General features: G+C 60.2%; 14 protein-coding genes and 1 pseudogene. 7 read left to right on the forward strand and 8 right to left on the reverse strand.

What is annotated here, in order from left to right:
• The first annotated feature begins 182 nt into the window (after nt 1-182).
• Both ACOYW2_RS22045 and ACOYW2_RS22050 read left to right on the forward strand, forming a co-directional pair.
• The gene (locus tag ACOYW2_RS22045) at nt 183-1,022 is read left to right on the forward strand and encodes an MBL fold metallo-hydrolase (RefSeq protein WP_482768002.1); all 840 of its coding nucleotides are present in this window, start codon (nt 183-185) and stop codon (nt 1,020-1,022) included.
• 18 nt (nt 1,023-1,040) lie between these two features.
• On the forward strand, nt 1,041-1,793 hold the full coding sequence (locus ACOYW2_RS22050; RefSeq protein ID WP_482418109.1) for an SIR2 family NAD-dependent protein deacylase: 753 nt from the start codon (nt 1,041-1,043) through the stop codon (nt 1,791-1,793).
• A 131-nt stretch (nt 1,794-1,924) separates the two neighbouring features.
• Here the strand turns inward: ACOYW2_RS22050 and ACOYW2_RS22055 are convergent, their stop codons facing one another.
• The 8 genes and pseudogenes from ACOYW2_RS22055 to ACOYW2_RS22090 form a co-directional block, all read right to left on the reverse strand.
• On the reverse strand, nt 1,925-2,368 hold the full coding sequence (locus ACOYW2_RS22055; protein ID WP_180142618.1) for a universal stress protein: 444 nt from the start codon (nt 2,366-2,368) through the stop codon (nt 1,925-1,927).
• A gap of 25 nt (nt 2,369-2,393) precedes the next feature.
• Nucleotides 2,394-3,284 carry a protein kinase gene (locus ACOYW2_RS22060; RefSeq protein ID WP_482418110.1) on the reverse strand — a complete coding sequence of 297 codons (891 nt, stop codon included), beginning with the start codon at nt 3,282-3,284 and terminating at the stop codon, nt 2,394-2,396.
• Between the two features lie 16 nt (nt 3,285-3,300).
• The gene (locus tag ACOYW2_RS22065; RefSeq protein WP_482420038.1) at nt 3,301-3,864 is read right to left on the reverse strand and encodes a GAF domain-containing protein; all 564 of its coding nucleotides are present in this window, start codon (nt 3,862-3,864) and stop codon (nt 3,301-3,303) included.
• A gap of 389 nt (nt 3,865-4,253) precedes the next feature.
• Nucleotides 4,254-5,882: pseudogene (locus ACOYW2_RS22070) on the reverse strand (DUF6178 family protein); the annotation flags it as partial.
• A 279-nt stretch (nt 5,883-6,161) separates the two neighbouring features.
• Nucleotides 6,162-7,448 (reverse strand): sodium:solute symporter family transporter, encoded by a 1,287-nt coding sequence (locus tag ACOYW2_RS22075; RefSeq protein WP_482768003.1) that lies wholly within the window; start codon nt 7,446-7,448, stop codon nt 6,162-6,164.
• Nucleotides 7,449-7,455: 7 nt separating this feature from the next.
• Nucleotides 7,456-7,878, reverse strand: a complete 423-nt coding sequence (locus ACOYW2_RS22080; RefSeq protein WP_482768004.1) for a sodium:solute symporter family transporter — start codon at nt 7,876-7,878, stop codon at nt 7,456-7,458.
• A 334-nt stretch (nt 7,879-8,212) separates the two neighbouring features.
• A complete protein-coding gene (locus tag ACOYW2_RS22085) occupies nt 8,213-10,162 on the reverse strand; it encodes a phosphoenolpyruvate carboxykinase (GTP) (protein WP_482418113.1) in 1,950 nt (649 codons plus the stop codon).
• Nucleotides 10,163-10,430: 268 nt separating this feature from the next.
• A complete protein-coding gene (locus tag ACOYW2_RS22090; protein WP_180142608.1) occupies nt 10,431-11,081 on the reverse strand; it encodes an XTP/dITP diphosphatase in 651 nt (216 codons plus the stop codon).
• A 509-nt stretch (nt 11,082-11,590) separates the two neighbouring features.
• On the opposite strand from ACOYW2_RS22090, the gene iorA reads away from it, so the two are divergent.
• The 5 genes from iorA to ACOYW2_RS22115 all read left to right on the forward strand — a co-directional run bounded on the left by iorA (nt 11,591) and on the right by ACOYW2_RS22115 (nt 19,608).
• Entirely contained in the window at nt 11,591-13,444 is a 1,854-nt protein-coding gene (gene iorA, locus ACOYW2_RS22095; protein WP_482768005.1) for an indolepyruvate ferredoxin oxidoreductase subunit alpha, read from the forward strand.
• Nucleotides 13,445-13,541: 97 nt separating this feature from the next.
• A complete protein-coding gene (locus ACOYW2_RS22100; protein WP_482418115.1) occupies nt 13,542-14,135 on the forward strand; it encodes an indolepyruvate oxidoreductase subunit beta in 594 nt (197 codons plus the stop codon).
• A 265-nt stretch (nt 14,136-14,400) separates the two neighbouring features.
• Nucleotides 14,401-15,405 carry a potassium channel family protein gene (locus tag ACOYW2_RS22105; RefSeq protein ID WP_482768006.1) on the forward strand — a complete coding sequence of 335 codons (1,005 nt, stop codon included), beginning with the start codon at nt 14,401-14,403 and terminating at the stop codon, nt 15,403-15,405.
• 1 nt (nt 15,406) lies between these two features.
• Nucleotides 15,407-16,900, forward strand: coding sequence for a TolB family protein (locus tag ACOYW2_RS22110; protein ID WP_482768007.1), 1,494 nt, complete (start codon nt 15,407-15,409; stop codon nt 16,898-16,900).
• Nucleotides 16,901-17,187: 287 nt separating this feature from the next.
• A complete protein-coding gene (locus tag ACOYW2_RS22115) occupies nt 17,188-19,608 on the forward strand; it encodes a fatty acid cis/trans isomerase (protein WP_482768008.1) in 2,421 nt (806 codons plus the stop codon).
• Nucleotides 19,609-19,665 lie beyond the last annotated feature (57 nt).

The following is a 19,665-nucleotide window of genomic DNA, read 5'->3' on the forward strand; positions in this document are numbered from 1 at the left end:
TGAAATTTACGTTTTTCGAACACCGTCATCAGGCAAAGTGACGCCACGGGCCACATGCACCTTGTCTGACACCGGCCCTATGCGCTATGCTGTCTCACAATGCCTCAACCCAAGGCGTCAACAGGCCATTTTTATTCAACCCGCATGGAAAAACACCCATGCCATGACCCTGAGGGACCGACATGTACATCAAGTGCTGGGGCTCCCGCGGCTCGATCCCAGTCTCCGGACCGGGCTACCTGACCTACGGCGGCGAGACAACCTGTCTGGAAATACGAAGCGAAACCAACGACCTTGTCATCATCGACGCAGGAACCGGGATTCGCAACCTCGGCAGCCTCATGGCCCGGGAGGGGTGCCGTTCCTGTCACCTCCTGTTCACCCACGTCCACTGGGACCACCTCATGGGCCTCACAGCCTTTGCCCCGCTGTTCTCCGACACCTGCCAGATCACCATACCGCGCCTGCCCTTCGGGGGAAGCTACATCGAAGAGGCCCTGGATACCCTCTTTTCCCCGCCACGGTTTCCCGTCCCCTACCGGGACATCAAACAGCATATCCGCTTTGCCGATTTCCCCTTGGATCACTTCACCATCGGGAGCCTCACCTTCGACACCATCCCCATCAGCCACCCCAACGGGGGCCTGGGCTACCGCATCCGGGAAAACGACCGTCAGGCCGTGTTCCTCACCGACAACGAACTGGGTCAAACCCACGAAGGCGGGGGAGCCTTTGACGACTACGTCGCCTTTGTCCGGGGCAGCGATCTGCTTCTCCACGACGCCGAATACACCCAGGAGGAGTACGAGTCCCGCAAGGGCTGGGGACACTCGGCCTGGCCCGATACCCTGCGCCTGGCCCTGGCAGCGGAGGTGGGCCGCCTGGGACTTATCCACCACAACGCCGAACACACCGACGATGCCATCGACGATATCGTCAACGCCTGCAGGGAGGAGATCCTCCGGGCGGAGTCGCCCCTGGACTGCTTTGCCGTGGGGTCCGACACCGTCATGTCGGTATAAGAGCCTCAGGAGAATAACATGGAGACAAACATCCTCGACGCGGTACACGCCCTGACACGAAGCCGCCTCACCGTGGCCCTCACCGGAGCGGGTATCTCCGTTGAGAGCGGAATCCCGCCCTTCAGGGGGCCGGGGAGCCTCTGGGAGAAAATCGACCCCACGGAATTTGCCCATATCGATGCCTTCATGAAAAACCCGGCAAGGGTATGGGAAGTGCTCATGGGGGCCATGAAAAAGGTCCTGGACACCGCCAGGCCCAACAAAGCCCATCTGGCCCTGGCCGAGTTCGAACGCCGGGGCCTGCTCTCGGCCGTCATCACCCAGAACGTCGATTCCCTCCACCAGAAAGCCGGAAGCCAGGATGTCATTGAGTTCCACGGCACCTTTGCCACCCTGGTCTGTATGGCATGCGGTAAGGCCACCCCCAGCGAAGAGATCGGCCTTGAGAGCCTTCCTCCGCTCTGCGCCTGCGGCGGCATCTACCGGCCCGACTGCGTCTTTTTCGGGGAAAATATCCCCATGGAGGCCCTGGGCCGATCCCGGGAGTTCGCCTCCCAGTGCGAGGCCATGCTCGTGGTGGGCACCTCGGCCACGGTCCAGCCCGCGGCCATGATGCCGGTCCTGGCCAAACAGAACGGGGCCACTATCATCGAGGTGAACCCCACCCCCACGCCCCTCACCGCCGGAGTCACCGACATCTTCCTCCAGGGAAACGCAGGGGCCGTTCTCTCCCGACTGGCCGAGGCCATCCCCATCCCGGCCAGGGGATAATATCCCTTCAAGGGCGGCCTGCCCCAGGCAAGGCGAACCAAAATAAAAACGGGCCGTCCATGATGCGCATCATGGACGGCCCGTCGCGTTTTGTCCTTCCTTGCCCGGGCCAAGTCACACCCGGCTTTACCTCAGCTTACCTTTACCACCAGCACGGCCATGCCCTCCAAGGCCCGCACCAGCTTGATGCTGGCGTCTCCAAGAACAAATTCTTCTGCCTTGCTCATGCGCTTGCGCCCGATGACCACCAGGGAAGGGTTGACCCGCCGGGCCTGGTCGATGATGCCGTCGGCAATGGTGTCGTAGGGTTCGGTGACCATGAGGAGGGTGATGTTCTCCGGGGGCACCCCCTTCTCCACAAACCGGTCCCTGGCCTGTTCCAGTACCTCCATGTACCGGGCAGGCTGCTTTTTCATGAACTTCTGCCCCATGAGGGCTTCCCCGCCCGACTGCTTGCGGAACACATGGAGCAGGGTCACCTGCAGGTCCTCGGGGCACCAGGCCATGGCCAGAACATATTCCAGCACCGCCTTGGAACTCATGGAATCACTTAAGGCAATCAACATGGAATCCATGCCCACCTCCGATTGGTCACTCCCGTTAGAAGATAGAATAAAGGCAGCGTGTCACGTCTTCGATCAGCTCGTCCGTGTTTTCGTAATACACCTCGCACCCCCGTGAAAAGTGAAGCAGAATGTTGTTCAACGACTTGGGGATGTAGGGGTAGACCTTGCGCAGGTTCATCACCCGGTTGCCGTCCAGGATCGACAGGTCGGTGGCCACCAGCGAGTCAAAGAGATCGCCGTAGATGCGGGTGTCGTACTTGATCATGTGAAGGGTGTGAAACCCCTTTCCGATGGCGTAGAGCAGGATATTTCCCATGCCGAAGATATCCAGCCCGAAGGGGTTCTCCGTGGCCTGGTAGTCGTAGTCGAAATCGATCCAGGTGTAGTTGCCGGACTCGTTGTCGATGATGATGTGGTCATTCCTCACATCCCCGTGCCGGAACCCGTTCACATGCAGGTACCTCAGGGCCTCGAAGGCCTTGACCAGCCCCTTGAGGATCCCGGGGAGCACCTCCTCAAAGTAGACTTTATGGGGCATGTGCAGCCCCTCGATGTAAAAATAGAAATTTTCTCCCCGCACCACGTCGATGATCCGAACGCTGTTGTCCCGGTTGTCGTTGAACTCCACCCCCTGCATGAAATAGGGATGATCCTTGACCAGGGAAAGGATCTTCCCCTCCTTGACCGGGTCCCGGAAGCAGCGGATCTTCACGCCTCCCAGGGAGGTGACAAAGGTCTCGAAAAAGACCAGCTTCATCACCTTGCGATCCCCGGTGGCCTCATCCACCACCCACTTCACCCACATCTTGGGGTCTTCCACCCCGAAGCGCCCCTCCCGCGCGTTTCCGGTGACCCGGTACTCCCGGCCCCCCACCGCCACGCGGTCCCCGATATCAATGGACATGAAATCGGAGGTATCGGTCACCAGCCGCCCGGCCACCTTACAACCCTTTGAGCTTGCGGAGGGGAAGGCTTCCCATGGCCACCTTCACCTCGTTCAGAAAATTCTGAAGACCGTTGTTCTCAATGACAAGGCCGTACTGCTCGGCCAGGACCGCCACACTCATGATGTCCTCGTCATGGAGAATCCAATGTTCGGAGTTGTAGAGCTTGAGCAGCCCGAGGATGTTGTCGCTGCGCTTGATGGGAACCGACAGCATGGAGGCGATGCCCTCTTTTTTCACGGCGTCCCTGTTTTTCACCCTCGGGTCGTTGGCAAAGTCTTCGAAGTAGACCCAGCGCCCCTGGGTGAACTCCTGAAACATATCGGAGAACTCGGGCACCACGCGATTGTACTCCTGGCTGAGCCCGTGGCTGCAGACATTGAAGAGCATCTTTTCCCGGTCATCGAAAAGAAGGATGCTGGCCGCCTTGATCTCAAAGGAGATGCAGATACTCTCCACCAGGTGATGGCCCAGCATGGTGACGTCTTCATAACGGGAAATGGCGTGGCTGATGGCTCGGAACTGAGGCAGCCCGATCTTCCTTTCCGGTTCAAAGGTCATGGAACCTCCTAAAAGCGACGCCCACAAAAGGGGAGCCATTCACGAAGGAACAAAATCAGAACATGGATGAAGCAACGAAGCTGTGGTGATTGTCCGGCAGGAATGGGCATACGCAGGCAGGAGGGCACCGGACTCAGAAAGAGAAAAAAAGAGAGAAGCATGTACGCGTCGTGTAACCGGAGATGCCAAAGGCCATCAGGCAAAGGGCAACCCTCGGGAAGTCATGGATAAAATGCTACTCCAGATCCCCTCGGTGAGTCAATACCCTTTTCGGCGGAAGCACCTCGAAACAGACGGCAAATCAGGGACGGGGGGCAAGGAGCCCCCCGTCGCCATGGGAAGAAAAGTAGTCAAACCCGGAACCACTGTGTGGAAGAAAAAGTCGGAAACTACTCGGAACGGGTCAGGAAAAGCTGCATAAACCGGGCATCGACCTGCTGGGGGTCCAGGTGGGCATACTCGTCGGCCACTTCCCCGAAAAGACGCTCCAGCCCCCGGGCCAGCCTCTCGCTGAGTTCCACCCGGCTCAAGCCTGTTTCCTCGGAGAGCCAGGCCAGGCAGTGGGCCTTGGCCTCGTCCGAAACCTGCCTGGTGCCCCCCTCATCGGTCCAGATACCGGAGAGAAGCCGTTTCACCTGGTCCAGGGTAAGGGGCCCCCCATGGTCACCCTCCCCCAGCCACGCGGCAGCCCACAGGGTCAGCAACAGGCTCTTGATGGTAAAATCGGGCCCCTTAAAGGGCTCGGGGTCCGGATCCAGAAGGCTGAGCACGGCGTCGATGCCCGTCACATCGGAGAGCACCGCTTCGGTGGCCTCGATATCGGCCAGGGTCTCAAACTCCCGATACAGGGAGCCGCTCTGGTAGTTGTCGTAAAAGAGGGGCCGGTTGAGAAGCAGGCCTCCGGTGACGCCCATCCACGCCTCCCCCAGAAGGGAGAGGGAGAGGCCGCGTCCCAGGAGCCAGCTCTCTTTGCGCCAGCGGTCCGCCTTGAACTTCAGCCCCATGGCCAGACCGTAGCCCACCCTGAAGATCTCTTCCAGACTGGTTTCGGCAAGCCATGCGGCCAGGCCCTTATTCATCTCCGCGTCGCGGTTCAGCGCCTCAAGGCCCAGGGAGATGTACCCGCACACCTTCTTCACCACCGAAGAGAGCTCGGCGCGCTCCCGCACCGGCTTCTGGTCGGCGGCAATGACGCGGTTGCACAAAACGGCAAACTCCATCTGAAGGGCGGACAAAAGCGTCACGTCGTCCAGCTCCGCCAGGGCATCTGAGAACAGGGAGCCCTCGGGCACCTCACCGGTGTGGGCGTGGGGAACCACGGTGGCCGCGTCCAGGGGAGGTGTCTTTTTAAGGCCCTTGCGCAGGGACTCCGCATCCAGGGGCGCATAAACCCCCAAGGCCTCTTCAAAGGGCAGAAAACCCTTTTCGGAAAGCCGCACGTTGCGCAGGCGATAGCTCTCCTCTTCCACCTCGGCGGAAAGGACGCTCATGGCCTCCAGCATCACGGCCTGAAAGCGCGGGTGATCCTCTTTGGAAAGGGTCTGGAGCAGAGAGAAGACCACGTCGTTTCGATCGTCCGGGTGGATGTACGGCGCGCCGTCTTCCACCGGCTCGTCCGGGACCTCGCGATGCCGGATGTAAAACCAGTCGTCAAAGGTGAACCAGCCGGGCCCGAACTCGGACGGGTCCTCGTTTTTCTCACGGACCCTCACCTCGATGTGCCGGGCCAGGTAGTCCTCGAAAAAAGCGGTGTGCTCCACGACCATCCAGTTGACGCATCGCTTGGGATCGGCCTTGAGGAGGAGATCGAACCAGCGGGTCAAGCCGTCCACGTCCAGCAGGTCGCGCTGCCATACCTCGGCATCCACAAAGTACTCCCACTGCTCGGACGAGGCCACGGCCAGCACGGGCAAGGCGTCCTCTGCCCCGATGTCGTTGACAAGGAAGTAGAGGTCCTGATGGGGAAACGACTGCACCAGGGCCGCAGGGGTCGGATCGCTGATGATGGCGTCCAGTGCTCCATGCCCATGATTTTCAGGCGACGCTCGTAGCGCGCCGCATCCGCGGGAGAGAGGCTCCCGTTCAACTCCATTTTCTCTTCAAGATTCATCTGTTTTCCTCGTATGGCATGGACCGAGCTGCTCGTGCAGCATCAGGCCGGAATAAGGGTCGGCTAACCACCCGTGGCCGGGGGGACGCCCCGGTCTTTCCCGGGACCACCTAAAGTAATGCCGGTGGGGCGGTCTGTCAAAAACCCGGCCCCTTCTCCGGGAAACACGGGGGTGCGGCAGGGCTCATCACGGACGCCAGAGCCGGGAGATCAGGTACGCGATGACCGCAGCCAGAAGGATCAGCCCCCCTGCCTGGGCAGACCGAAGGAACATGAGGCTCCCCACGCCAAAGCAGAAGGCGTAAACCCCCACGGCCCCCATGCCCCAGAGCAGGCAGGCCCGCCCAAAATTGGGACGCCACCCAAGATGGGGGTATCGCCTGTAAATGGGTCCCCAGAAGGCGGGAAACGGCCTCACCCGCTCGCAAAAGGCCACAAGGTGGGCCTCGTCGTCCGGCTCCGTCAGGAAACAGACCACCACCCAGCTGACGGTGCAGATCCCCACCACGATGAGAAACCGGTACTGCCACCGGATATGGGGGATGGCGTCCCAGTACCCCAGGGCCTGGGCAAACTTGGGCGACAGCAAGGTGCTGGTGACCCCCGAGGTGGCCAGGGCCGTGATCTCGGCCCAGGCGTTCACCCGCCACCAGAACCAGCGGATCACGATGACGATGCCGTACCCCGCTGTGATCATGGACATATAATACCAGGCATCGGCCACGGAATCGAGGTTGTAAGCCACCACCACGGAAACAAGGAGCATCAGCACCGTGCTTACCTGGGAGGCGCGCACATAATGGGTCTCTGAGGCCTCCTTCACCATAAACCGGCGATAGATGTCGTTGACCATGTACGAGGCCCCGTAGTTGATGTGGGTGTCCACCGTGGACATGAAGGCCGCCATAAGGGAGGCCATCATGAGCCCCAGCATGCCCGAGGGCAACAGGGTCGTCAGCAGCATGGCATAGCCCGTCTCCGGGCTTGAGGCATCGGGAAAGGCGATGAGGGAGACCATGGCGGCAAAAATCATGGGCCAGTAGTTGAACCCGAAGGCCAGCACCGCAAAAAAGAGGGTGGCCTTGGAGGCGTCCTGCTCGTTTTTGGAGGCGATGATGCGCTGGGTGATGGCAGGGGGCGGGTTGCCCCACCACTTCAGGGTCATGAACACCACAAAGGTGACAAAAAACGGGGTCCCCACCTCCGGAAGGAAGGAGAGGCGAAGCCCGGCGTCAGCGGCCCCGTATTTTTCCGTGAACCCGATCACCACCTGGTCGATGCCGCCAATGTACCGCCAGGCGTAAAAGGCCAGGAGAAAGGAGCCCACGCTCCCGATGACAAACTGGATAAAGTCGCGGATAACGTAATGCCCCAGAGACCGCTCATGGCCGTGTAGATAAGGGTGAACAAAAGCAGCACAAAAAGCAACAGGTCCCGGTTCACACCCGGAACCACCACCTCCGAGAGGGTCCACACCGCCTTTAAGATCCAGCCCAGGGTAATGGCGTTGGCAAACACCCCGAAGTAGAGCCCCTTAAAGGCCCGTAGCACCGCTGCCTGGGGCCCGGAGTACCGGAGTTCGATGAGCTCTGCCGTGGTGATGATGCGGGACCGGCGCAGCATGGCGGAAAAGAGGAAGCCGCCAACGCCGCCCCCAGCACAAAGGACCAGGCAAACCAGACCCCCGGGATACCGTTTTCCGCCACCAGCCCGGTAATGCCCAGAGGGGTGTCGATGGCAAAGGCCGAAGCCACCATGGAGACCCCTGCAAGCCACCAGGGAAAGGAACGGCCCGAGACAAAATAGTCGTCCACGCTCTTGAGGGCCCGGCGTGAAAAATAGAGGCCGAGGGCCACGCTGAACAGCAGATAGCCCCCGACAATCGCCCAATCCAGATGGGACATAACACCTCCACATGCAATTGATAACAGTTCCGTCCCACCCATATCAGAATTGGGACAGGGTGGCACGCGAATCCATGGGACCATGCAAGGCAAACGCGTTTAACAGTGAGTTGCCCCTGGAAGGCCGGTTTAAGATGCCTCCGGCGGCCCTGCCGGGGGCCAAGCTTTTGAAAAGCTTGACAAACAGGCCTTTAAATTTTCCAATACCCTGGAGACAGGCTTTTCCATGCACTTTAACCATAGAAGGGAAAATCCAAAGGCACCTCCCCCCAAAAAAAAGGCCCCGCTCGATCGCCATCGAGCGGGGCCTTCGCCGTTTTCAGCATGGGTCTATCTAAGCGGCGTTTTTCTCCTTGAGTGCCTCGGGGCTCACAACGGCACCGAAGCTCTCCTTGAGGGCTTCAAGGCCCTGCTTCTGCTCCTTGAGAACCTCGAAGAAGCGGGCGGGAATGTCCTCTTCCTTGCCGTAGGCTTCATTCTGCAGGTCGATACGGGACATGATGTTGTCCACGTACAGGGAGAACTGCTTGGTGTAGAGGTCCATGGGGTAGGGCTTGTCCAGAATGTCGGTGAACAGGGCCTTCAGGTCCTCGTACTCGGGGATGATGCCGATGGGGGTCTCGATGCCTCCCACCTCGCCGTGGAAACGACGCTCCAGCCATGCAAGCCAAACCTTCACATCCCTTTTTTCGCCCAGGAGCTTGGTGGACTCGCCGCCGCGGGCCTGGTGGGTCAGGAAGTAGTTGAGGCCTGCCATGAGGGGACGCTTGCCGTCGGCAATGCGCTCGTTGGCCCAGAAGGTAAACTGCGCGTCCATGTACTCGCCCAGGGCGCCGGGGATAAAAGGAGCGTTGGCCCAGGGGGCACGCTTCACGCCGGTGGCCCCTACCTCGGTGGCAGTGGCGGCGGAGACGATGCACGCGCCGATGGCCACGCCGTGGTCGGAGTTCTTGGCGACCCATACCGGGGGCATGGTGTCGGCATCGCGACCGGAGTAGGTGATGACGCTGGTTTCAACGCCGCTGGGGTCTTCGGAGGAGGGGGAGTAGTTGGCCAGGGAGCTTGCCACCAGGGTGGCGCGGGAGTTGGGGTGGGAAACGGGAACGGGCTTGCCCTTCTCGTCCACCATGCCGGCTTTCCACTCGCCCTGGAAGTTGCGACCCTTTGTGGGGGCCTCTTCACCGTTGCCGGTCCAGTGGGGCTTGCCGTCGTCATCGATAAGGACGTTGGACCAGATCACCTCGGTGCCCTCTTCGCGGAGCAGAGGCATCAGGCCGGGATCGCCTTCCCAGTTCACATCTTCCACGATGCCGAAGATCCCGCTCTCCGGGTTGATGCTGCGCACGGTGCCGTCTTCGGCAATCCACATCTGGGCTAGGTCATCCCCCACAAAGTGGTGGCCGGCCATGGCCGTGGTGGTCTTGCCGCAACCGCTGGGGGCGGCGCCCGCAAACCAGGTGGTCCGCTTGCCGGGGCCTTCGATGCCCGTGATGAACATGTGCTCGGAGAGCTCGTTGCCGCGGTTCTTCACCGCCTTGTCCACGGAGAAACGATGGTTGCCCTTCTTCATCAGCAGGGTGTTGCCCGCGTAGGTACAATTGATGGAGTAGGTGGTCTGGTCGTTTCGGTCCATGTAGACCCTGGCGTTGGGAAGGTCTTCCGTTCGGTTCAGACCCTGGGAGTGGATGTTGGTGTAGAAGTACCCCAGACGCTCCACTTCGTTGTCAAAGTCGCTGAACCGGTTGCGGTAGAGCATCTCCGCGCTGTGGGCCACGTAAAAGGAGCTGGTGATCTGAAGGGAGGGGTTGGAGCCCAGGGCCCCAACGGGTCCCCTCATGTAGAGGCCCACGATCATGGTCATGCCCTTCATGATCCCGCCCATCTTGGTCTTGACGTCGTCAAGGCCTTCGGACCGGTCGATGCGGTTGGCCAGGGAGCTGACCTTCTCTTCGGGCTCGGCCAGGTAGAAGGTGCGGTCTGTGATACGGCCCTGCTCCTCCTTGAGCTCGAAGTGGATCGTGTGGTTCGGCATGGGAAGAGCGTCCTCCTCCCCGTTGGCCAAAGCGCCTGCACGAACGGCTTTTCCGTCCGCATCGGATCCGGTGTTGATGAAGATGCTGTCCGGCGTGCAGAGTTTCGCAGCGTTGGCGATGGTTTTCACCACCTCTTCGGTGCGAATCTGTTTCAATTTCGCCAGGGTCTCAGCGTCCATGCGAGCCTCGAGGAAGGCCAGGGCCTCCTCAAGCGTCTCGATCCCCCCAATCATCTCTTTTTTCTGTGCCATGTTCTTCCTGATCCTGAAAGTGTGATGACAACCCGAAGCCCCCGTCGCCGGGCAATACTTCACACCCGGCCTTCTCACGCACCTTTGTGCCGCAACCCCATGCGGATAAATAAGGCCTGAGAGGCTCTGTTCGAGTCATCATACGTTGGAATGTGAATACATCTTTAAATTGAGCGCGTTCTGTTCGCCGAGACAGCGGACATCAACAGGTCACATGGCCCATAAGAACAAACCCCATCGTTCCACAGCCATGTGCCGTCGGGCCTGATCAGCACCCCTTGCACTCAAACCGCTCCTGGACCGGCGTGTGCATGTCGATCCAGGTCAGCACCTTGTCGAATTCGTCCGCCACTTCTTTCAAGGCCCGGCCCCTGTGGCTGATCTCCCCTTTCTCTTCCATGGTCAGCTCCGCAAAGGTTTTCCCTTTGTCGGGGCAGAAAAAGAGCGGGTCGTAGCCAAAGCCGCCCTCTCCCGAAGGCGCCTGGGCAATCACCCCGTCGCAGCGACCTTCGTAGGTTAGGGCCTGCCCGGTGGGCATGGCGATGGAGAGAACACACTGAAACGCCGCTCTGCGATCTTCAACACCAGCCATCTGTTCCAGAAGCTTGGCGTTATTGGCTGCGTCGTCGGCATTCTCTCCGGCATATCGGGCCGAATAGACCCCGGGCTCACCATTCAGGGCTTCCACCACCAGCCCCGAATCATCGGCGATGGCAGGGTAGCCCAGAACACGAGCCGTAAAACTCGCCTTTTTGTAGGCGTTATCGTCAAAGGTGTCCCCATCCTCAATCACTTCGGGAATGGGCCCGAAGTCGTCGAGGTTCTTCAATTCAACCGGGAACCCGGCCAGCAGGGCCCGGATCTCTTCGGTCTTTCCCTTGTTCCGTGTGGCCAGAACAAGAATAACGGATTTACTCATAGGAGCGTACCACCCTTCCCAGACAACGGGGCCGGCCTTAACGCGGCGACACCGTTGCGTAAATATATGTTGACGGGCATCTCAAGCGTCTGTTCCTTTGGAAAAAACAACACCAAACGGCCCGATCTTAAACAAATTACACTTCCTCTTAATGTATAACCAGAGGCCTTGTAAAGGGTTTTGGGCCATGACAGGCGAAGGTTTTCCAAGACGAACATTTCCGCACTTTTTTACCTCTCGAAACGAACATCTTGTTCATTTTCGAACCTTCTTTTTAACCCATCTGCACCGAAAAGAACACCGCCTGAAGACAGGGTGCCCATCCGGCAGAGAAACGGTCCGAAACCCCTCCTTATTATGACCGTCCGAAGAGAAGGCAACCCCCGCGTCTTCCTGTTTTTCCCCGGCGTCAGTGGCCCAAGGCCTTGACATTCGGGGCTATCACGTCTAAAAAAATGGAGATTTAACTTTAACGAGAACGTCAACACCCATCCATAAGGAATTTTGCCATGCACAAGCTTCTCACAGACAACCCGGGCCAGAAGATGCTCATGCTGGGCAACGAGGCCATTGCACGGGGCGCCATTGAAGCCGGCGTCGCGTTTACCGCCTCTTATCCCGGGACGCCTTCGTCGGAGATTTCCCTCAACTTTTTTCAGATGTCGAAAGAAAGCGATCTCTATTTCGAGTACAGCATCAATGAAAAGGTCTCCGTGGAGGTGTCTGCGGCAGCGGCGAACTGCGGCGTACGAAGCATGTGCGTGATGAAGCACGTGGGGATGAACGTGGCGGCCGACGCCCTTCTCACCCTTGCCTACATCGGCGTCACCGGCGGCATGGTGATCTTAACCGCCGACGACCCCTTTATGTTCTCCAGCCAGAACGAGCAGGACAACCGCTACTACGGCAAGCTCGCAGGGCTCCCCGTGCTGGAGCCCTCCTCCGTTGCCGAAGCCAAGGAGATGACCAAGCAGGCCTTTGAACTCTCCGAAGCCCTGGGCGAGCCCGTGATCCTGAGGACCACCACCCGCATCAACCACTCCACCGGCGTTGTGGAGCTGGGCGAGATCACCGAACGCAAAACCAAGGGCGACTTCACCAAGGACCCCATGCGCTGCGTCACCGTTCCCGCCGTCTCACGGGGCCTCCACGTCAAGCTCCTGGCCAACCTGGACAAGGCCGAAGAGATCGCCTGCACCTCCCCCCTCAACAGGGTGGACGGAAGCGGCTCCTTGGGCGTCATCGTCAACGGCGTCAGCTACAGCTACGTCAAGGACGGCCTCAAGGACTTAGGCGCCACCGACAAGGTCAAAATCCTGCGCATCGGCTTCTCCAACCCCCTGCCCAAGGCCCTGGTCCTCGATTTCATCAAGGGCTGCGACAAGGTCCTCGTGGTGGAAGAGGGCGAGCCCTTCATGGAAGAGGCGGTCAAGGCCGTGGCCCAGGAGAACGGCCTCACCCTGCCCATCTGCGGCAAAGGGGAGCACCTCTTCTCCCGCCTCTACGAGTTCGACCCCAAAATGGTCCGCAACATCATGGCCGCCTACTTTGAGCTGGCCCCGGTCCCCAGCCAGAGCGTGGACACCTCCAACGTGCCCGAAATTCCCAACCGTCCGCCCAACCTCTGCGCCGGCTGTTCACACCGGGCCACCTTCTACGCGGTGAAACAGGCCACCCAGGGCATGGACGTCATGTTCCCATCGGACATCGGCTGCTACACCCTGGGCTTTATGCCGCCCCTTGCCACCGGGGACTTCGTGCTTTGCATGGGCGCCTCCACCAGCACCTCGGCTGGTTTTTCCACGGTGACGGACAAGAAGGTCATCTCCTTTGTCGGAGACTCCACCTTCTTCCACTCCGGCATCATGGGCCTGATGAACGCGGTGTTCAACAACCACAACTTCACCCTGGTGATCCTGGACAACCGCATCACCGGTATGACGGGCCACCAGCCCAACCCCGGCGTGGACATGGACGAGATGGGTTTTGAAGGATACAACTCCATCGACATCGAAGAGCTCGTGAAAGCCGCAGGCGTCAAGCACGTCTCCGTGGTCCGTCCCTACAACCTCAAGAAGAGCATCGCTGCCATCAAGGAAGCCGTGGAGTTCGAAGGGGTCTCGGTGGTCATCGCCAAGGAGAAGTGCACCCTCTACGCCAAGAGCCTCAAGCAGCTCACCGGCAAGAAGTTCCAGGTGAACCCCGAGAAGTGCAAGAACCACAGGGACTGCATCGACACCATCGCCTGCCCCGCCTTCACCACCGAAGGGGGACGGGTCCGGATCAACGAGGACATGTGCGCCGGCTGCGCCATCTGCGCCCAGATCTGCCCTGAAAACGCCATCCTGCCCGTGAAAAAGTAGGCAGAGCGGCTCCATGAACGACACCGGCCACGCCCGTTTCCAAAAAAACGGGCCGGGCCTTCGTCATAACCTTTTTTCAACACAAGGTGACACCCATATGGATACCAAAAGACTGATCATCGTGGCGGTGGGCGGACAGGGCAACCTCCTGGCGTCCCGGGTTCTGGGCGAAGCGGCTCTGCTCCAGGGCATCCCCGTGCACATGAGCGAGATACACGGCATGGCCCAGAGGGGCGGGGTGGTGGAATCCTCCATCGTCTTCGGCGATGCCGAAAGCACCATCATCTCTGACGGCGAAGCCGATGTCTTCGTCAGCTTCGAGCCCTCCGAGGCCCTCCGGGCCCTGGGACGCTGCAAAGAAGAGACCGTGACCATCACCAACCTCTCCCCCCTGCCCCCCTTTACCGTGGCCATCGGCAAAGGGGAGTACCCGGAGATCGACAAGGTCACCGAGCTGCTGGCAAACAAAACCAAGCGCCTCATCGCCTTTGACGCCGTCAAGCTCGCCGAAGAGGCAGGCAACGTCCTGTCGGTGAACATGGTGCTCCTGGGCGCCCTTATCGAGACCGGTGTCCTGCCCATCAGCGCCGACGCCATCCGCGAGGCCATCTCCACCAAGACCAAAAAAGCCTTTGTGGACGTGAACCTGAAAGCCTTTGAGCTTGGCTTTGCCGAGGCGGCAAAACACTAAAGCTCCGCGAATCACGACAGGGTCCGGGGGGCTTATGCCCCCCGGACCGGAACACGCCTTCCCGGGCCCCCGCCCATGGAAAAAAAATCTCCGGCCATCGATTTCACGGCCAATTTGTGTCACCTTATTATTAAGCACGCATTCTTACGAAACGCACCGCAACGGCCACCGTCTTTCAAAGACATCGACACACGAACCACCCCAAGCCGCTTAGCCCGAGGGGCATTCGCGAACCCGGGAACGCTCCCCGGAGGAGACACCGTCCATGATTCAGAAGCGAATCACCACCTTTCTGCTGGGCATCCTCGTGGTGGTGGCCATCGGCACCGCCGGCTACTTTCTTATCTTCCACGGCCAGGAACGCTGGATCGACTGCCTCTACATGACGGTCATCTCCATCACCAGCGTGGGCTACGGAGAGATCCTGGACGTCTCCAGCAGCATCGCGGCCCAGATCTTCACCATGGGCCTCATCACCTTCGGCATGGGGTTCATCCTCTATGCCATCAGCTCCATCACCGCCTTTCTCATCGAAGGGGAACTGTCCGGTGTTCGAAGGAGAAGACGCATGAACCGAGAGATCAATCGCCTCACCGGTCACATCATCCTGGTGGGAGGCGGGGAAACAGGTCGCCCCCTGGCCAACGAGCTGCTCACCTGCGGAGAGCAGGTGGTGATCATCGAGCAGGAGAACGACCCTGCCGCAGCAAGCCTTTCCGCACACCACATCCTCTTTATCGAGGGAGACCCCACCGACGAAGCCAACCTGGAAAAAGCAGGCATCGACCGGGCCAAAGGGGTGGTCATTGCCCTGCCCCAGGACAAGGACAGCCTCTACGTCACCATGACCGCCCGCATGATGAACAAAGACCTGCGCATCGTCGCCCAGGTGAGCGACCCGAAAATGGCCCCCAAGTTCACCAAGGCAGGGGCCGACAGCATCGTCTCCCCCAACACCATCGGCGCCCTGCGCATGGCCTCGGAGATGGTCCGGCCAGCCGCCGTGGACTTTCTGGACCAGATGCTGCGCAGCGAACAGGGCCCCTTAAGGATCCACGAGCTGCCCATCACCCCGGGCTCCCCCATGGACGGCAGGCGACTCTCCGAAACCGACCTGAGGCGGGAACACGACCTCCTTGTCCTGGGGCTCAAAGACAAGGAGACCACCCTCTTCAACCCCAAGGCCGACACCCTGCTGGCCTCGGGCATGACCCTGGTGGTCATGGGCAACATCGACGAAATCAAACGCCTCCAGGCCAGGGTGAGCTGAGATGCCGCGGCCGTGGGTCCTCCTCCTTGCCGCAGCGCTCCTGTGCGCCCGTTGCGTCCCGCCCGTCACGCACACCGCCCCCTTTGCGTCAACAGACACCCTGGAGATCCTCGAACCCCTCGAAGGGGCGATCTATCCCCGGGACATGGCCCCGCCCCTATTTGAATGGAGGGGGCCCCATCAAAACGAAACGCCCTGGCTCGTGGAGATCCACCTTCCCAAAGGCCCTCCCATCCGCCGGGAGGTACCAGCCTCCCCCTGGCAGCCCGACCCGGGCCTGTGGCACCGCATCAAGCAAGAAGCCACCGGCACCCCCGTAACCCTTTGCATCTCACGGCCAGGCGGGCCATCCCGCCCCGATACGGCCCCTTCAACGCGACGTTTTTTTATCTCCAACGACCCGGTGAACGCCTCCATCCTCTACCGCCAGCTCCCCCTGCCCTATGGCTTCTCAAAAGACGATATCCGGCGCATCACCTGGAAGCTCGGCACGGTGGATACCACCCACGCCCCCAAAACCGTCATGACCGACCAGCCCACCTGCAGCGGCTGCCACCAGGCCAGCGCCGACGGCCGCCTCCTTGCCATGGAGATGAATGTGGATGGAGACAGCGGCGTCCAGTGGGTGAAACCCGTTGCCAAAACCATGGAGATCACCCACAACGACACCATGAGCTGGAGTGATTATCCCACGCCCCCCTTCTTCCCTCCGCCCCGGGGAAGTTTCGCAAGGCTCTCCCCTTCAGGGCGCTTCATAGTGGGGCCGGTGAACGACATCGGCTTCATGGTCACCACCGGCGATGCCGCCTACTCCCAGCTCTTCTTCCCCACCTTCGGCTTCCTGGGAACCTACGACAGGCGCTCACAAACCTTTGCCCCGCTGAAAGGCGCTGACGACTGGGACTTTGCCCACACCGACCCCAGCTGGACCCCGGACGGCTCCGCCCTGCTCTTTGCCCGGGCCGAGACCAAAAACGCTTACCACCCGGACCTCGGCAACATCCGTATCCTCTCCTCCCCCAAGGGCATCGACGCACTCAACCGGCAATACCCGATCCGCTTCAATATCTGCCGCCTCCCCTTTGATAACGGCAACGGGGGCACGGCCACCCCCCTTGAGGGCGCCAGCAACAACGGCATGAGCAACTACTTTGCCCGGGTCTCCCCGGACGGAAACTGGGTGGTCTTCACCCAAAGCCGGAGCGGACTCATGCTCCAGCCGGACAGCCGCCTTTACATCGTTCCGGCCACCGGAGGCACTGCCCGAAAAATGACCTGCAACCGCACCGGCATGAACTCCTGGCACGCCTGGTCCCCCAACGGCAAATGGCACAAAACCGCGCCATGGCAACGGAGCTTTTTCTCACCCATGTCAATGAAGACGGCACCGACTCTCCAGCCATCCGGCTCCACCGATTCAGCCACCCGACCATGGCGGCCAATATCCCCGAATTCGTGCCCTTCAAACCGGAGGCCATCGATACCATACGATTGAAGTAACAGACAAAAACAGCCTCCGGCGGGCAGGGGATAAATCCCCTGCACCCCAGGTTCGCACATGATCCGACCCTTCGTTCCTCAGGGACGTCACATGTGCTGACGGGCTGTGCCCGTAATGGGCCGAGTGGGGTATTCATGATTCACATGTCCGTTCGATCATACAGCAGCCCTCTCCTTCAGCCCCTGCGGGGCTGAAGGAGAAGCTGAAACGTTTTTGCGGAGCTTTTTTCAAAAAGCGACCCGCCGGAGGCTTTTTCCTTTTTTCACTATCAGGGAGGCACCATGGGAAAACAATGGAAGGCGTTACTCTTGTGTGTGGGACTCTTTCTCATCGGCTGCAGCGTGCAGCAGGCCAAGGTCTTCAACGAAAGGTACGGGCCGGAGCAGGTGGTCTCCCGGGTGGACGGGGAGCCCAGGGAAGGGGTTACCTATTATGAGGATATCCAGCCCATCCTGGAAAAACGGTGCAGCGCCTGCCACAGCTGTTACGATGCACCCTGCCAGCTGAAGCTCACCTCCTTTGAGGGACTGGACCGGGGGGCCACCTCGCTCATGGTGTACAACGCCTCCCGCATCACGGCAGACGATCCCACCCGACTCTTCATCGACGCGGACACCACCCAAGGGTGGCGGGACAAGGGGTTTCACCCGGTCCTTAACGAACGCACCCAGGAACCTGCCGTCAACCGGGAGAACTCCGTCCTGGCCCGGATGCTGGAATTAAAGGCGAAAAACCCCCAGCCCAAAAATGAGCTCCTGCCCCAGTCTTTTGACCTCTCCCTGGCCAAAGCCAACAACTGCGAACCCAGCGAGTCATTTGACAGCTTTGAGGAGCGCTATCCCCTGTGGGGCATGCCCTACGCCCTGCCCGGGCTCACCAGGGAGGAACACGACGCCATCCTGAAATGGATCGCGGACGGCGGGCTCATGAGACAACCAGAAACAACATCGCCGCAGGCAGCCGACATCATCACCCGCTGGGAGCTCTTTTTCAACGGCACCTCCGTGCGGGAACAGCTCGTAAGCCGCTACATCTACGAGCACCTGTTCATCGCCCATATCCACTTTAAGGACCTGCCCAGCCGGGAGTTCTACCGCCTGGTGCGATCCACCACACCGCCCGGAGAGCCCGTGGACGAGATCCCCAGCGTGCGCCCCTACGACGCCCCGGGCATCCGCCCCTTTTATTACCGGTTGAAAAAGACCCCTGCCGTGGTGGTGAAGGACCACACCGTCTACCGGCTTTCCGATGCCAAGATGAAACGCTTCAACGACCTCTTCTTTACGCAGCCCTACGAGGTTACCAGCCTGCCCTCTTACGACCCGGACACCGCAGCCAACCCCTTGAAGGCCTTTGCCCAGCTTCCGGCCATCTCCCGCTACCGGTTCCTCCTGGACGACGCCCACTTCTTTGTAAACGGGTTTATCAAAGGCCCGGTCTGCCGGGGACAGGTGGCCTTAAACGTCATCAACGACCACTTTTTCGTGGCCTTTTTCGACCCGGACAAGGACATGATCAGCAACGACTCCGACTTCCTCGCGGAGATGAGCCCCTTGCTGGCCCTGCCCGGGGAAAAGGAGAACACCCTCAACATCCCCAGCATCTGGTTCACCTACTCGCGCAACCAGAAAAAATACCTCAAGGCCAAGGACGACTATATCGACCGCCTCCACCCCGACCACATCGGCAACGACATCACCCACATCTGGGATGGAGACGGCGGCACCAACGACAACGCCCTGCTCACCGTCTTCCGCCACTTTGACAGCGCCACGGTCCTCAAGGGCCTGGTGGGCCAGGTTCCCAAAACCGCCTGGGTGGTGGACTTTCCCTTGCTGGAGAGGATCCACTACCTGCTTGTGGCGGGCTTTGATGTCTACGGCAACGTGAGGACACCGGCGTTCGCCCGCATCTCATGGATTTCTCCGCATGGAAGGCGAAAACAACTTTTAAGCTTCATGCCCAGTGACCACCGTGAGGAGATGCGAAAAAACTGGTACCAGGGCACCCGCGCCGAGTTCAAGAACCACATTGAAAACCCCTTGCTGGGCCTTTCCCGCGAAACAGGCATCACCTATCGAACCCTGACCCCGAAAGACGAGTTTTTTAAGCAGGTGCTGGCCCATGTGGGTCCCGTCATCCCGCAGCACGACCCCATCAACCGCTGCCCCTCCGGGCATTGCCCCACCGAGGGGGCCAGCCCGCAGAGGATAGCCGTTGAAAAGGCCCTTCGCCGCATCACCGCTATCAAAGGAAGAAAGACCGAGGTGTTCCCGGACGTCTCCTTTCTCCGGGTGGTCACCCCGCCCAACCAGGAGGATCTGGCCTACACCATCATCAAAAACAAGGCCCTGAGCAACAACTCCTTCATGTTCGGCGAAGAGAGGCGCCGCCGCCCCGAAGACGACACCCTGAGCATCGTCCGCGGCCACGTGGGAAGCTATCCCAATGCCTTTGTGCGCATCGACGTTGACAAGGTGGAAACCCTGGCCGACCGTTACCTCAAGGTCAAAGACGAGGTCACCTACTACCTCATGGCCAGGCGCCACGTGGTCCGCCGCACCAGCCCGGACTTCTGGGACGAATACGACTGGCACTGCCAGACCTTTCTTAACGCCCACCCCGTGGAAGGTGGCACCTTCGACCTCTACCGGTACATCCGCATCGCCGAAAAAGAGGACGGGACCCTGGTGGAGTGGTGATAAAGCAGCACCCTATGGCCAAAGCCAGACAATAGCTTTGCCTCCGGCGGCCAGGGG

This window comes from Desulfoluna sp. CLI2B, from assembly GCF_056847375.1.

Coding starts and splice junctions, on each gene's coding strand:
- ACOYW2_RS22045 (WP_482768002.1), top strand. CDS start 183: ATGTACATCAAGTGCTGGGGCTCCCGCGGCTCGATCCCAGTCTCCGGA.
- ACOYW2_RS22050 (WP_482418109.1), top strand. CDS start 1,041: ATGGAGACAAACATCCTCGACGCGGTACACGCCCTGACACGAAGCCGC.
- ACOYW2_RS22055 (WP_180142618.1), bottom strand. CDS start 2,368: ATGGATTCCATGTTGATTGCCTTAAGTGATTCCATGAGTTCCAAGGCG.
- ACOYW2_RS22065 (WP_482420038.1), bottom strand. CDS start 3,864: ATGACCTTTGAACCGGAAAGGAAGATCGGGCTGCCTCAGTTCCGAGCC.
- ACOYW2_RS22080 (WP_482768004.1), bottom strand. CDS start 7,878: ATGTCCCATCTGGATTGGGCGATTGTCGGGGGCTATCTGCTGTTCAGC.
- ACOYW2_RS22085 (WP_482418113.1), bottom strand. CDS start 10,162: ATGGCACAGAAAAAAGAGATGATTGGGGGGATCGAGACGCTTGAGGAG.
- ACOYW2_RS22090 (WP_180142608.1), bottom strand. CDS start 11,081: ATGAGTAAATCCGTTATTCTTGTTCTGGCCACACGGAACAAGGGAAAG.
- iorA (WP_482768005.1), top strand. CDS start 11,591: ATGCACAAGCTTCTCACAGACAACCCGGGCCAGAAGATGCTCATGCTG.
- ACOYW2_RS22100 (WP_482418115.1), top strand. CDS start 13,542: ATGGATACCAAAAGACTGATCATCGTGGCGGTGGGCGGACAGGGCAAC.
- ACOYW2_RS22105 (WP_482768006.1), top strand. CDS start 14,401: ATGATTCAGAAGCGAATCACCACCTTTCTGCTGGGCATCCTCGTGGTG.
- ACOYW2_RS22110 (WP_482768007.1), top strand. CDS start 15,407: ATGCCGCGGCCGTGGGTCCTCCTCCTTGCCGCAGCGCTCCTGTGCGCC.
- ACOYW2_RS22115 (WP_482768008.1), top strand. CDS start 17,188: ATGGGAAAACAATGGAAGGCGTTACTCTTGTGTGTGGGACTCTTTCTC.